11 protein-coding genes are annotated in these 14059 nt (G+C 43.8%); all 11 read right to left on the reverse strand.

From position 1 onward, the window contains the following. Positions 1–184: 184 nt before the first annotated feature. Positions 185–595, reverse strand: coding sequence for a flagellar export chaperone FliS (gene fliS / locus L3V36_RS12520; protein WP_017087931.1), 411 nt, complete (start codon positions 593–595; stop codon positions 185–187). Positions 596–607: 12 nt separating this feature from the next. Further along, positions 608–913: a flagellar protein FliT gene (locus L3V36_RS12525; RefSeq protein ID WP_017095938.1), complete on the reverse strand. Its 306-nt coding sequence runs from the start codon at positions 911–913 to the stop codon at positions 608–610. 3 nt (positions 914–916) lie between these two features. Next, positions 917–2944, reverse strand: a complete 2028-nt coding sequence (gene fliD / locus L3V36_RS12530) for a flagellar filament capping protein FliD (RefSeq protein WP_017095939.1) — start codon at positions 2942–2944, stop codon at positions 917–919. 22 nt (positions 2945–2966) lie between these two features. Continuing rightward, positions 2967–3392 carry a flagellar protein FlaG gene (gene flaG / locus L3V36_RS12535; RefSeq protein ID WP_017087933.1) on the reverse strand — a complete coding sequence of 142 codons (426 nt, stop codon included), beginning with the start codon at positions 3390–3392 and terminating at the stop codon, positions 2967–2969. Positions 3393–3473: 81 nt separating this feature from the next. Further along, positions 3474–4604 (reverse strand): flagellin, encoded by a 1131-nt coding sequence (locus tag L3V36_RS12540; protein ID WP_017087934.1) that lies wholly within the window; start codon positions 4602–4604, stop codon positions 3474–3476. Positions 4605–5220: 616 nt separating this feature from the next. Then, positions 5221–6354, reverse strand: a complete 1134-nt coding sequence (locus L3V36_RS12545) for a flagellin (protein WP_017095940.1) — start codon at positions 6352–6354, stop codon at positions 5221–5223. 701 nt (positions 6355–7055) lie between these two features. Next, positions 7056–8192, reverse strand: a complete 1137-nt coding sequence (locus tag L3V36_RS12550) for a flagellin (protein ID WP_017085293.1) — start codon at positions 8190–8192, stop codon at positions 7056–7058. A gap of 423 nt (positions 8193–8615) precedes the next feature. After that, the gene (gene flgL, locus L3V36_RS12555) at positions 8616–9809 is read right to left on the reverse strand and encodes a flagellar hook-associated protein FlgL (RefSeq protein WP_065682137.1); all 1194 of its coding nucleotides are present in this window, start codon (positions 9807–9809) and stop codon (positions 8616–8618) included. 10 nt (positions 9810–9819) lie between these two features. Continuing rightward, a complete protein-coding gene (flgK, locus tag L3V36_RS12560) occupies positions 9820–11700 on the reverse strand; it encodes a flagellar hook-associated protein FlgK (protein ID WP_208775076.1) in 1881 nt (626 codons plus the stop codon). 228 nt (positions 11701–11928) lie between these two features. Continuing rightward, positions 11929–12864, reverse strand: coding sequence for a flagellar assembly peptidoglycan hydrolase FlgJ (gene flgJ / locus L3V36_RS12565; RefSeq protein WP_208775078.1), 936 nt, complete (start codon positions 12862–12864; stop codon positions 11929–11931). Between the two features lie 10 nt (positions 12865–12874). Beyond that, the gene (locus L3V36_RS12570) at positions 12875–13966 is read right to left on the reverse strand and encodes a flagellar basal body P-ring protein FlgI (RefSeq protein ID WP_017076828.1); all 1092 of its coding nucleotides are present in this window, start codon (positions 13964–13966) and stop codon (positions 12875–12877) included. Positions 13967–14059: the final 93 nt, after the last annotated feature.

Here is a 14059-nt window from a genome sequence, read left to right on the forward strand (position 1 = left end):
GTGAGCGACGTAATCGATAAAACAGAGAAAAGTATCAATGATTATGGTCTACGTGGACAAATTTAGGAAATCAGCAACGAAAAAAGCCACTAGGCTATCTAATGGCTTCTATTTTATTTGATTAAAAAAATAAGGCAACCAACCAATTAAGGGATATGAGATTGGTTAAAACTGCAATTTTTCTTTAAATACCTACGTCAGCAGACGTCAAGTTGTGATATTCGTTCGGAATTTGGTCCCAAGCGCTCTTAATTTCGCGGATAATATCGATAACATCATCAATAGCCTGTGGGTCATTTTTGTGATTTGCCGCAGAAATTTGCGTGATCATGAACTCATAAAGTTGATCTAGGTTTTTCGCAATATCGCCACCATCGTCCATAGACAGGCAACTACGTAGGCTAATAATGATATCCAGAGCCTTACCAAGTCGCTCGCCTTTCACTGGGATGTTGCCCGCTTGCATTGCCGCTTTACCTTGAATCAAGCGCTCGATAGCACCTGCCATTAGCATTTGTACAATCTTATGCGGTGAGGCAGCTGTTAGCTGACTATCCACTGATACCTTTTTATATGCCTGTAAAGAACCGCGCATAGTAAACCTCTTTTATAAAAACTTTTTGTATTGTTGAACTGATTTAGCGCCGTGACGGTATTTGTGTAGGCTCTTACCTACTCGACTCGTCTCTGACTGCATCAATTCGACTAATTTTCTGGTTCTGGTAATGGCTTCAAACCATTCAGAACTTTGCTTAACGTCGGGGTGTGAGTCGATTATTTGAAGCACGTTTTGCAATAACTGTTCTCTGTTATCGACAAGCCGCGTTATTTCTTCAGCATTAATTTCACTAAATTCAAGCTTAGAGATAATTAATTGATCGAGTTCACAAAGCTCTTGCAGCTGACTGTTCATCTATTAGCCCAACGCATTCATCATACTGCCCAGTTGGGATTGCATCTTGCTAGTCGCATCTTGCATGGCAGTAAACTTAGAATGTGTACGGTTTTCTAGGCTGTCCATACGGCGATCGAGTGCGCTTTGGTCATCAACCAAGCGGTAGTTTTGCTCGACTAAGCTCTTTTCTCTAGTACGAATCGAACCTGTGATACCTGTGATACCTTGAATCGCATCTTCCACTTTTTTGGCGAAACCGTTGTTGCCGCCAAAGAACTCACCCAACTTATCGAAGTTATTATTAAGTTGACGATCAAGCATGTCGTAGTTGATTTCTAGCGAGCCTTGCCTAGTGGTAGTGATACCAAATTCAGTCAATGACTTGAGATTATCAGGCGCGCCTTCAATACTTGATGAGAACACCCCTTTCAATCGCGAATCGGCATTACGTACAGTACTGTCGCCAGAAAGCGGCCCTTTTTGGCCAGTCGTTGGATCAACGCCCGCCAAATTCTTAGACACTTGATAAAACTGATTGTAAGAGTTAACGAAAGCTTCAATGTCTTGGCGCACACTATTACGGTCGTACTCAACACCAATTTCAGCCGGTGGCTTATCTTTTGGCGTTTTTCCTTTCACCGTAATATCGATACCTTCTACGGCATCTTCAATCACATTGTTATTACTCGAAAGCTGTGCAACGCCGTCTAGAACGACCATTGAATCTTGCCCCGCCTGAACTTCAGCCATACCGCTATAGGTATCAAAAGACTGCTGTGCCTGTTCGAGCTCAGCTTGCGCTTTATCGACTTTATCTAAAAGCTCACGCTCTTCGGGTTCTAATTTCGCACGCTCAATTTTTTTGGCTTGTTCGGCGGTCAATTCGCCTTTTTGAACTTTCTCAGCCAAATCGGCTTTTTCTTGTGAAATTTTATCTTCGATACGCGCTTGTTCAGCTTCAAGCTTTTGCTGAGCTTCTTTCGGCGTCACGTAGGAATCGGTCAGAGTACCCGAGGCAGCATTTGACCACCCCGGCACGTCAGGCGCCTTCTCTATCGCTTTTTCATCAAGCTCAAGTTCTGGTGTGTAGTAAGAATCTAAAAGAGTTCCTGAGGCTGTTTCAGTCCAACCTGGGATATTGTCTTCGGGCATCACAGACTTTGACGCAAAAGCTGCGTCTAGGGCAGCTTGACCATCGGCTGCAGCTTGCTCGCCGTAACTAAGACCTTGAGAGTCTCCGTCAACATCTGAGGTAGAACCGGTTTGGGTTGCTGGGATAACATTGCCGTCTTCATCGAGTTTTTCACTCGCATTTGGGTCATCGTTAGCGATCGCTTCATCGATGAGTTCAACGGCTTTTCCAGCAGGAGTTAGAGCAAGAACATCTTGAGCAGCAAGGCGCGCTTTCTCTAGCGCCTTCACGCGCTCTTCTAGAGTTTTGTATTCGAGTTGTTTTAGAGGGTTAGCAGCATCAGACTCTACATTAATGCTGATCTGCTGATCTGAACCAGACTGGTTCGAGGCGACAATAAGTCGTGGGCCTTCGACATCATTGATAATAGATGCACGAACGCCTGGATTGCTATCTGCGCCGTTTATACTGCGAACGACATCGATAAGTTTCGATCTGTCGCCAACTTGCACATCAAAGCTGTCATCACCAAGCGAAACCTGCAGCTTACCCGGGCCAAATTTCATGTCCTCTGACAGTACATCAGAAGCCACTTTATGACTCTGGGCAAGCTGCAACACATCGATGGCATATTTGCCAGCGATCGCTTCGGTAGTCGCGGTTGCAGAGACAAGACCTTCATCGGTACTTTCAACTGTTCGCACAGCAAAAGCTTTTTCCTGACGAAAGTTTGTCATCAGGTTTTTCATCGAATCAAGGGATTCTCTGAGTCTTCCATAGGCACTAATGCTGGTATCGATTCGCGTTCGTTCATTATCAATTCGTTGCTGTTTAGGTACACGCTCCGAATCAACAATTTTGCTGACCATGGAATTGATATCCATGCCAGACGAAATCCCCATTGGGCCAAAACTCATTAAACCACCTCAATAATACGACTTAAACCTTCACCTCAAATATTCTACTATTTGAGTTTTGGGCTGCTAGGCGCCTTAGAATCTCAAGCATTTCTTCATCAGGAATCTGGCGAATAATATCACCGGTGGTGGTCTCATAAATAGTGACCACATCTCTCCCCGACTCTTCATCGACTTTAAAGGCAACACCCTTGTTGAGAGAGGAGACAAACTCGTTTACCTTCTCTACCATCTTGACTCGCTCTTCATCGTTTAACTGCTGTCTATCTTGAGCTAATTGAATCGCAGCTTCGGTAGCTTGCTCTTTCGATTTTTCTACCTTGCCATAAGATGTTGCTTCTTTCAGTCGTGAAATGTTCGACGCACTACTACCTTCATCGCTTGCAAATTTAATGCCATTAGGTGAGCCATAAGGCTGGATGTTCGATGCGTTGGATGGAATTTCCATAACACTCTCCCTCCCTCCTTTATGAGCCAAGCAGTAAAACTCTACCCAGAGTAGAATTTACCACTACTTACCAAGGTAAGTTTAGCCCAATAAGCTTAGAGCTGCTGATGGTGACTGCTTCGCTTGAGCTAGGATAGAAGTACTCGCCTGTTGCAGAATTTGAGACTTCGTCATTGCCGTTGTTTCTTTCGCGTAATCGGTATCTTTGATACGGCTCTTAGATGCATTAACGTTTTCGTTGATGTTATCTAAGTTGCTGATTGCATGATCAAAACGGTTTTGGAAAGCACCAAGAGAAGCGCGGTTACTGTCCACTGATTTTAGTGCGCCATCAATAACAGATACGGCTTCGTTCGCACCAGCAACCGAGGTTACATCGATATCGTTAACAGTCACGTCTTTAGCGGCACCGATACCTAGCTCGCCCGCAAGGCTGCCACCAAACTCAACATCACCTTCAACTTTTTGACTTGAAGCGAAAAGTTGCAATTTGCCGCCTTCACCAACAGACGCTTTAACATCTTCACTTTGGCCATTGATGTACGTTGCTAGCTCTTCGATATCGTTGCCTTCTTTTGCAGAAATAGACAGCTCTTGAGCTTCACCAAACTTATCGTTGTATTTGATAGTCAGATCAGAACCTGCGCCTACACGCCAAGAAGCATCTTTGCCTTCTTCTACGCCGTAGCTTTTGCCACCCATGTCTTGAGTGTCGGTACGCATGTTATTCATAGTCAGCATCACTGCTTCACCAGAATCAGCACCGATTTGGAAAGATTGGCTACCGTAAGTACCGTTAAGAAGCTTGTTACCACCAAAAGAGGTCGTTTCAGCGATACGGTTAAGTTCTGTGTTTAGAGCAGAGACTTCTTCCTGGATCGCAACACGTTCAGATTTGCTGTTTGAACCATTTGAAGATTGAAGAGAAAGGTCACGCATACGTTGCAGAATGTTGGTTGACTCATTCATTGCACCTTCAGCTGTCTGTGCAATAGAGATACCGTCATTCGCGTTTTTCACAGCCATATCTAGGCCACGGCTTTGCGACGTTAAGCGGTTAGAAATTTGTAGGCCTGCAGCATCATCTTTTGCGCTATTGATTTTATAGCCAGAAGACAAACGCTCCATTGATTTTTGAGTACCTTCAGCCGCGCTATTTAGGTAGCGCTGAGCCGTCATTGCAGACACATTAGTGCTTACATTAATCGCCATAGTTGATCTCCTTTAGGCATTTTTTAATGTACTTATGTGACTCTCACCTCACACAAATACATGTCAATTTTGTTTATGCACCAGTGTCTCTCTCACCTTACATTGGTACATATCATTTCTCTCAATCCCTTTAACGGCCCCTTAATTAGAAGCTTTAATAAAAAATGTGCTTTTTTTCATATTCTTTTCAACAACAAAGAAAAGTGTGATCGGGATTCAATTAATCGAGCGACATTCGCTAAAGTTTCCATTCAGCTTGGATTAATGGGCGTGGTGTTGAATATAAAAACCAAAAAAGATCCCTGATATCTCGTTCTACTCGATTCTGGGATGACGAAAGACTGCTTCGATGTAGTAAGCGAGGAAATCATCATTTCCCAATTCCCGTCATTCCCTACAGTGAGGAACGAACGTGATAGGGAATCTCGCTTTTACTCCTGCTCACCGATAGCGCACTTTTCCAAATACACCTTCGCCAAATTGCAGGCAATAAAAAACCCAGCCGAAGCTGGGTCTGTTTAGCGCTCATCTCTCACCACGAGCTAATTTGTGGAGGCCTTACATTAACACTTATGATTCAATAACGCTTAATAAGTCAACGTGGCTTTTCAATCGATTAACCTAGTAGGCTAAGTGCCGAGTTCGGAGCTTGCTTCGCTTGAGCAAGGATCGAGCTTGAAGCTTGAGAAAGGATCTGAGACTTAGTCATCTGGGTCGTTTCTTTCGCGAAATCGGTATCTTTAATACGGCTCTTAGATGCATTAACGTTTTCGTTAATGTTGTCTAAGTTGCTGATAGCATGGTCGAAACGGTTTTGGAAAGCACCTAGCTCAGCACGGTGGCTATCTACATACTTAAGGGCCGCATCGATTACTGCAACAGATTCTTGTGCACCACCAACTGACGTTACATCAATCGTATCAACCGTTACTTCTTTACCCGCTTGCATGCCTAGTTCACCCGCAAGTGAACCAGAAAACTCAACGCTGCCTTCAACCTTGTTATTACCTGCAAACATTTGTAGGTTGCCGTCTTCAGTTACAGACGCTTTAACAGAATCTTGTTGACCATTGATGTACGTTGCTAGCTCTTCGATGTCATCGCCCGCTTTCGCAGACACATCGATTTCTTGTGCTTGACCGAAGTTATCAGTGAACGACATTTTTAGGTCGTTTGCACCAGCTTGAACGTTCCAGTCTTTGTCTTTCGCGTTCTCAGTTTGGTAGCTTTTACCACCCATCTGAGCGTTATCAGAGCGCATGTCTTTCAGTTGAAGCATTACCGCTTCACCATTATCCGCACCGATTTGGAATGATTTAGTACCGTGAGTACCGTTAAGCAGCTTATTGCCACCGAAAGACGTTGTTTCCGCGATACGGTTTAATTCGTCATTCAATGCTGTTACTTCTTCTTGAATCGCTACACGCTCAGATTTTGAGTTTGAGCCGTTTGAAGATTGTAGAGACAAATCACGCATACGTTGCAGGATGTTGGTTGTCTCGTTCATTGCACCTTCAGCAGTTTGTGCAATAGAGATACCGTCGTTCGCGTTACGTACAGCAACATCAAGGCCGCGGCTCTGAACGTTCAAACGGTTAGAGATTTGTAGGCCCGCAGCGTCATCTTTCGCGCTGTTGATTTTAGAGCCTGAAGCTAGACGTTCCATTGATGTTTGTTGTGCGCTGTTTGCGTTGTTTAGGTAACGTTGCGCTGTCATCGCTGAAACGTTTGTATTTACATTCACTGCCATGGTGATTTCTCCAATTGATTTTCCGGTATAGCGGTTTCCGACGTCTCGGAAAACCAAGTAGTTCTCTCAAAGTTACTTTTAATAACGGCTCAAAATCCCGAAGCTTTAGAAAAACTTTTAAAAAACCACAAATAAAATATTAATTTGATATTTATCAGCAGGTTAAATTTACTGATTTTCTAAAGCAGCTATTGAATTTAATTAGGTAAAGATCCTAATTTGTTCAAAAAACACGCTAACCGTCGTTAAAATTGGTCAACGCTCAGAAATGATCAATCACCAAAGATCATTGATGGGCATAAAGATTATGCAATTTATCTAGCCAAGGAGAGCATTTGTAACGAAGAAAATGGGTTGAATGGAAACTTAAGGATCAGAAAACTAAAGTTAGAAACCAGTGGGGAAACGCAAAAGACAGGAAAACAAAAAGGTAAAAATAAGAAATATAGGAAACAGAGATATAAAGAACAGAAAGGAAAAAGCCCCTTTTCCTTTGAGAGAACCGGGGCTAGTTGGCAGGTCAGAGCCTGTGTGGAGATCATCGAGAAATGAACACATTTCTGACGCGCCGTTGCACTCTTACCGTAAAAATGAATAGCAGGTGAGAGATGAGAGAGCTAAACACTCATAGTAAGTATGCTTGCCAGTTTCCCTTGCTGCATGGCTCACGTCTGAACACGAGTAGCAAGTTCAACCAATAACTATTGCAATAGTGTCATTGCAGAGTTAGGCAACTGTTTTGCTTGAGCAAGTATCGAAGTACCTGCTTGTTGCAGAATTTGTGATTTGGTCATTTGCGTCGTCTCTTTCGCAAAGTCCGTATCTTTGATTCGGCTATTTGAAGCGTCTACGTTCTCTTGAACGTTTGCCAAGTTGTTAATACTGTGGCTTAGACGGTTTTGTTTCGCACCTAAATCAGCACGCTGTGAATCTACGTATTTCATTGCAGAATCAATCACGCTAATAGCATTCTGTGATCCTGCTACGCTCATCAAACTAATATCTTGAACCGATGTTGCACGACCTTCACTCTTAATACCTAGCTCAGAAGCTAAGCCACCAGAAATAGACATAGCCCCTTCAAGGTCAGGTTCAGCAACAAATAGTTGAATGCGACCATCATCGGTAACCGATGCGTTCACAAGATCAGATTGACCATTAATGTAAGTAGCAAGCTCTTCGATATCATCACCCGCTTTGGTATTAATATCTAAAACGATGTCTTCACCTGACTTTGTTTTAAATTCGAGCTTAAGATCGCGAGCTTGTGCTGGTACTTCCCAACTTTTGTCTTTACCGTTTTCAGAATCAAACGTTGTACCACCCATACGGAAATCATCAGCACGAACACTAGTAAGGCCCATAATCATCGCTTCACCAGAGCTAGAACCAATCTGGAATGATGCTTCACCAAATGAACCATTCAACAGACGACGACCACCAAACGAGGTTGTCTCTGCGATACGGTTAAGCTCATCTTGAAGTGCCGAAGACTCTTCATTGAGCGCGGTACGTTCAGCTGCGGTATTAGTTCCGTTTGATGATTGAATCGCCAGATCACGCATACGTTGTAGTACGTTGGTTGATTCATTCATCGCGCCTTCAGCGGTTTGTGCAATTGAAATACCATCATTGGCATTACGCATTGCCACGTCTAAACCACGTGATTGCGCCGTTAAACGGTTAGAGATTTGCAGACCGGCTGCATCGTCTTTCGCGCTGTTGATTTTATGCCCTGATGACAAACGTTCCATAGAGGTCGCTAAATCATTAGACGCTTTATTCAGGTAACGTTGTGCTGTCATAGCAGAAACGTTAGTGCTTACATTAATAGCCATTTTGCTCTCCTTATGAGTTCGCAAACTTTCTGCGAAGCGGCCAGCTTTACTCTCATATGGATAAGCACTGACCGTGTATTACTCGCTAAACCCTATGCAAGGTTTAAGATCTGTATAAATCATTTTATGACCAATACATATACAAGTTATATGCCAAGTTTAATACTGTTTTAATTAAATTTTAATATACATAAAATCAATCACTTAAATTAAAACTTAACTCGATTTGGTTTAACTGGCTTAGGGAACAAAAAGTACCTTCATTGACCCATTGCCGCTTTTTGCCGCTATTTTCAAACAGATGACACCCTGTATAAAAAACCGGCAAAGGTTGAAGTGATTCGCTCGTACGGCATAGCACATACGGCAAAGAATCTAACTTCAATGGTGAGTGTTAGTTCACCACTAAATACCGATTGATCATTAAATATAGTTAAACAAGGTCAGGTCTTTGGTTTTACCAAACGCTTGTTGAGAAGCTTGCAATGCTCGTGAGTTTTCATTGAACTCAATGATGGCTTTCGAGTAATCCAAATCTTCAAAGTTGCTTTTTGCTTTGGCTAAAGACAACTTAAAATCTTCATGTTGCTGTTCTTGGATATCAAGCGTATTCAATCGCGCACCGACATCCGTTCTCGCTTTGGTCAAATGAATAAACGCAGCATGGAACTCTTCGGTTGCTTGTTGCAACTTTGCCGTCGCTGATGCGTCAGACACGGATGATTCTGCAAGTTCTGCTGCATCTTGGAAGGTGTCAAATATTGAAAATGAGCTTCTTGGCTCCAAAGTAATCGAGTCGCCTTTGGTGATTTGACCTTTGATTTGAATACTCAAACCTTCATATTCAATACCTTTAGATGGTTCAAAATCTTCCACAGATACAGTACTACCATCTTTTTCTAGTTGATAAGCAAACTGACCATTTTGCATATCGACAAAAGTAACTTTGTAAGTTGAATCATCTTGAAAAGACTCATTTGTGGCTCGTTCAAGTAACAATGCAGAGGCCGGCTTCAAATCATATTGAGGCTCATAATCACCAAATGGGTTATCGATTTCCATAAACAGCTTGCTGCCCGGATCATTCATCGCCATTTCAAAACTACTTGCAACACGCATCTTGCGTTGGTAATCATCACCGGCATAGCTGACATGACCTTTATTATCTCGAAAGAAGGGTTGATTCTTCGGCTTAGTGCCAGCAAATGTGTAGTTACCTGACTCGTCTTGAGAATTAGACATATGCAAAAAATTACTCGCTAATTCTTGAATTTCACGCCTCTTTGCAAGACGATCTTCTGGTGATAACGAACCATTTACCATTTCCATCACGGTACGTTTTGCTTCATCTGCAAAATCCTCCGAATTAGAAATCATTACTTCTTGGTGCTCCAATCGATTGCGGACCAGGACAATGGCGTCACCATATTGCTTAAGCTGCTCTGACTGCTGACCAATGTTTTGCAAATAATGCGTAGCCAACGGATCATCACTTGGCGACTGCAACTTCTTACCGGAAGCAAGTTGCGCTTGATTGTGATGTACCTTATTTTCTTGACGGCGCAAGTCATTTTGTACTGACTGATAATTGTGGAAGCTAGAGATGCGATTCAACATTTATACCTTCCTATCTCAGAGCCAAAATAGTGTTAAACGTATCATTGGCTGCTTGCATGATTCGCGAAGAGGCCATATACGCTTGCTGAAATTTCATCATATTTGCCGCTTCTTCATCTAGGTTAACTCCAGACACTGAAGCGATACGTTCTTGAGCTGACTCTTTTTCCAACCTAGCGATATCACTCAGACGATTTGCCGTTGATGACTTCAGTCCCGTATTAGTATTCAAGTTGTGGTAAAGCTCTAAAATCGTAGATTCACCATCGTTCAAAACTTTTTCAGTTTGAAGATCTTGCAGTTTACGTAAGTTACCGTTGTCACCCTCTGATGGGACAAGGTTTGCCGTAAATTTATCGTTTGCCACGGCTCCAGAGGTCAACTCGAAAGTCGTGCCATTAATCGTAACCGGCCCCTCAGGTGGGTACGGCTGAGGCTGCATTAAAATATTGCCTTTCGGATCAGTCACGGCAAACTGCTCACCTTTTGGTGAAACAATCACTTCAAACTCACGCAATTGACCGGCCGCTAAGATCTTGAACCCCGCAGAGCCTTTCGCGAACGTGGTCGAGGCTTCATAACTTTGCGCGGCAATATCTCTAGGGTCTTTGGTTTCCATCTGAATCTGAGCAGCAAAGTTACGCGTTGGACGCAGTAACAGCTTCTCACCCAATTCAGGAGGGTTTCGAACTTCGACTCGCATCCCATCTAGATAAAAAGCATTGCCTGCTGAATTAGTGCTGACTTTTACCGTTTCACCATCCGGCTTGGTCACGACATATTCACTGCCATCATACTTAAGACCATACTCGCCACCTTTCAAGGCAGAGGTGTCATCAATATATACGGCAACATCAGCCTTTGATTGGCTACCCGCCGTCACGCGTGATTTCGCCACTCGCTCAGAGTTCACATCGGTGAAAATATCTTGGCCAACGTTGCCATTGAGATCTAAGCCTTGTGATTGAAGTAAATTTACTTTCTCCGAGAAAGCCGTCGCCAAACGCCCAAGCTCATCCATGATGTCAGGAATGTGTTCGTCTCGCATATCGAGCATGGCACCGATTTTCCCATCGATATCATTACTGGTAATCGGCTTCAAAGACTTACCTTCAACAATCGCCAGTCGACGCTGATGCGTATCAGGTAAACCGTCAACTAGCTTCAGTTGACTTGCTTCACTACCAGAAACCAAGGTATGACCATTACCAATATGGACGTTAAATCCTTCCGCATTCGAGCGCGGCGTTACCGTCACCTTGGTGTAGCCAGATAGCTCATTGATCAGCTTTTCGTGCTGATCTCGTAAATCATTGTGAGGTCCTGGGGTTCGCATCATCAGACGCTGAACGTCGCGAATCTCAACCGCAATTTGGTTAACACGTTCGATGCCGACTTCTAATTTTTTGTTGGTAGAATCAGACTGTTGACGTACCGTTTCATGAAATTCATTCAAGGTTTTAGTTAAAAGCCCAGCTTTCTCTAGCACGACCTTGCGCGCACCCACATCATTCGGGGTATCGGCGAGTGTCTTAATCGAATCAAACCACTCATTGAGGTTTTCTGGAATCTTCTTCGAAGCAGCCGATGACAACATGCCAGACAGCAGATCAAGGTTAGCTTCGGTATCGCTTTTGTTAGCGGCATTAGTTGTCGATAAGTTAAGTTCTTTAACGGCAAACTGATCCCAAGAGCGGCGAACATTTTCCACATGCACACCCATACCGTAGGTTTGCCCACCGTACTGGCGCGGGTCATTCACACCTTGAATCACAGATTGGCGGCTATAGCCCTCTGTGTTGGCGTTAGAAATGTTATGACCTGTGGTGTTGAGCTGTCTCTGAGCCGTAAGAACACTTTGTGCCCCTACATTCAGAAGATCCGACGCCATAATGCCCCCAAAAAACTTAACAAAACCAGAATGAACTGATTAACTGATTAACTACAACCGCATATTACTAAGACATAAGCAATATATGCGCCAACACAAACAGTGGAGAGTTAAAATACGATAATTTATTGAAGTGTAAGGAGATAACTATGGATTACGCGTAAGAACTGAAGAGGCGGAGAAGAAAAGAGCCTGCCAGTAGCAAGCTCTCTATGTTGATTGATGACGCTAGTTCATCTCATCAATCTTGGCTTTAACTCGTAAAACCTTGTCTGCATAGTTAGGGTCAGTTGCGTAACCAGCCTGATGAATGCCTTTGATGAAATGCTCTGAATTGCCCTGATGCTGTAGCGCCGTTTCGTATCTTGGATTTTCATTCAAGAATTTCACGTAATCATTAAAGCTATCTTCGAAATTAGAGTAAGAACGGAAAGAAGCTGACTCTTTAACGGCTGTTTTTCCATGGAACTCAAGCGTTTGGGTTGCGACCTTATCGCCCTTCCAACTTCTATCTGCTTTGATGTTAAATAGGTTATTGCTGTTACCCAAAGAGTTCTTAATCATCTTAGAGCCCCAACCTGTTTCAAGGGCCGCTTGTGCTAATAGCAGTGACGAATCAACACCGAGTGCGCTCGCCGCTTTTTCAGCGTAAGGCTTCATCGACGTAACAAACGATTCTGGCGAACCAAATGAAGCGGGTTGTTTTGCTGCTGACACGTCTGTTGTTGACTTAGCAGATTGAACTTCAGAGACTTTCTCTTCTGAACGACCAGAATATTGAGGTCTTTCCAACGAGGTATCAAAACCTTCACTGCGAACCTTATCTTCTGTCGCGTCGCTTACTTGACCAGCGCTTAACTGAGCTACAATCATGTCCGCAAGGCCTAATGAACCTGAAGCACTCAACTCACTCGCCATTTGGTCATCTTGCATCTGACGATAAAACTGTTCGTTCTGGCTGTTCAGCATATCCGACTTAAAGCTAGAGTTCGCATCACGCATCGACTTAAACAACATCGACGTAAAAATGGATTCAAACTGTTTTGCCGCCGCGGTTAATGCTTCTTTCTCGCTGCCTTCTTCACCGTTTACGGCTTGTTGACGAAGACGGTCTAGGCTGCCGATATCGTGAATAAAGCCGATGTCATTGTTATTTTTAATCATGCTTTACTCCTTAGATAATGATCAACTGGCCTTCAATCGCACCGGCTTGTTTCAGTGCTTGAAGGATTGCCATTAAATCAGAAGGTGCAGCGCCTACTTCATTGACTGCGCGTACCAAATCGTCCAGCGTTAGGCCCGGTTCAAATTTGAACATCTTGCCATCGCCTTCCGTGATTTCGATATCAGAATCAGGAACCACTACCGTTTGGCCACCAGAGAATGCATTCGGTTGGCTTACGTTGAGATTTTCTTTGATTGCAACCGTCATACCACCGTGGGTTACCGCCGCCGCTCTTAGACGAACGTGCTTACCAACCACAATGGTGCCGGTACGAGAGTTAACTATGATTTTTGCAGAGCCCTCTGCAGGATCAAATTCGATGTTTTCAATTGCCGATAAGAAAGCCACACGTTGGCTAATTTCTCGAGGTGCGCGAACTTTTACAGACGTCGCGTCAACCGCTGAAGCCATTTGTGGGCCTAGGAAATTATTCACCGCATCAGCCAAACGCTGAGCCGTTGTAAAATCGGATTGGATTAGGTTGAAAGTGATGTAGTCACCACGGCCAAATGGAGTTGGGATTTCTTGTTCAACCGTCGCACCGCTAGATATGATGCCGACATTAGGGTTGTTTCCGACGATTTTAGAACCGTCGTTACCTTGTGCACTAAAGCCACTTACTACCAAGTTACCTTGCGCGACCGCATACACCTGACCGTCTAGACCTTTCAGGAAAGTCTGCAGTAAGGTACCACCACGCAGGCTTTTTGCTGATCCGATAGAAGACACCGTTACGTCAACTTCCTGGCCCTGCTTAGAGAATGCTGGGAGTTCAGCGGTAACAATTACCGCGGCGACGTTTTTAGTTTTTGGCTTGGTGCCGGGCGGCAATTGGATGCCAAAGTTTTGCAGCATTGCGTTAAACGTTTGATCGGTAAAGGGAGTTGTCTCACCTGTCCCCGGCAAACCCGTAACCAAACCATAACCGACAAGTTGGTTACTACGAACACCCGCCACTTTTGCCACGTCTTTAATACGCGCAGCATGGGCACTGGTGGCAAGAAATAGCATGCCGAATAGTACGAGTGTGAGTTTTTTCATTGAGTAACCTGTCTGTATTGCTTTAGTTTATAATAACTTAGCGAAATATTTGTGATTGATGAGGGCTGTCAGTATCTCGACGCTCTATCAAGC

The organism is Vibrio sp. G-C-1 (assembly GCF_021728015.1).
GTDB classification, from domain to species: Bacteria; Pseudomonadota; Gammaproteobacteria; order Enterobacterales; family Vibrionaceae; genus Vibrio; species Vibrio splendidus.

Bases quoted from the DNA above. Each gene is read 5' to 3' on its own strand.
- fliS (WP_017087931.1), bottom strand. From the start codon at position 595: ATGCGCGGTTCTTTACAGGCATATAAAAAGGTATCAGTGGATAGTCAG.
- L3V36_RS12550 (WP_017085293.1), bottom strand. From the start codon at position 8,192: ATGGCTATTAATGTAAGCACTAACGTTTCTGCTATGACAGCACAACGT.
- fliD (WP_017095939.1), bottom strand. From the start codon at position 2,944: ATGAGTTTTGGCCCAATGGGGATTTCGTCTGGCATGGATATCAATTCC.
- flaG (WP_017087933.1), bottom strand. From the start codon at position 3,392: ATGGAAATTCCATCCAACGCATCGAACATCCAGCCTTATGGCTCACCT.
- flgK (WP_208775076.1), bottom strand. From the start codon at position 11,700: ATGGCGTCGGATCTTCTGAATGTAGGGGCACAAAGTGTTCTTACGGCT.
- L3V36_RS12540 (WP_017087934.1), bottom strand. From the start codon at position 4,604: ATGGCGATTAATGTAAGCACTAATGTGTCTGCAATGACGGCTCAGCGC.
- L3V36_RS12545 (WP_017095940.1), bottom strand. From the start codon at position 6,354: ATGGCAGTGAATGTAAATACAAACGTTTCAGCGATGACAGCGCAACGT.
- flgJ (WP_208775078.1), bottom strand. From the start codon at position 12,864: ATGATTAAAAATAACAATGACATCGGCTTTATTCACGATATCGGCAGC.
- L3V36_RS12525 (WP_017095938.1), bottom strand. From the start codon at position 913: ATGAACAGTCAGCTGCAAGAGCTTTGTGAACTCGATCAATTAATTATC.
- L3V36_RS12570 (WP_017076828.1), bottom strand. From the start codon at position 13,966: ATGAAAAAACTCACACTCGTACTATTCGGCATGCTATTTCTTGCCACC.
- flgL (WP_065682137.1), bottom strand. From the start codon at position 9,809: ATGTTGAATCGCATCTCTAGCTTCCACAATTATCAGTCAGTACAAAAT.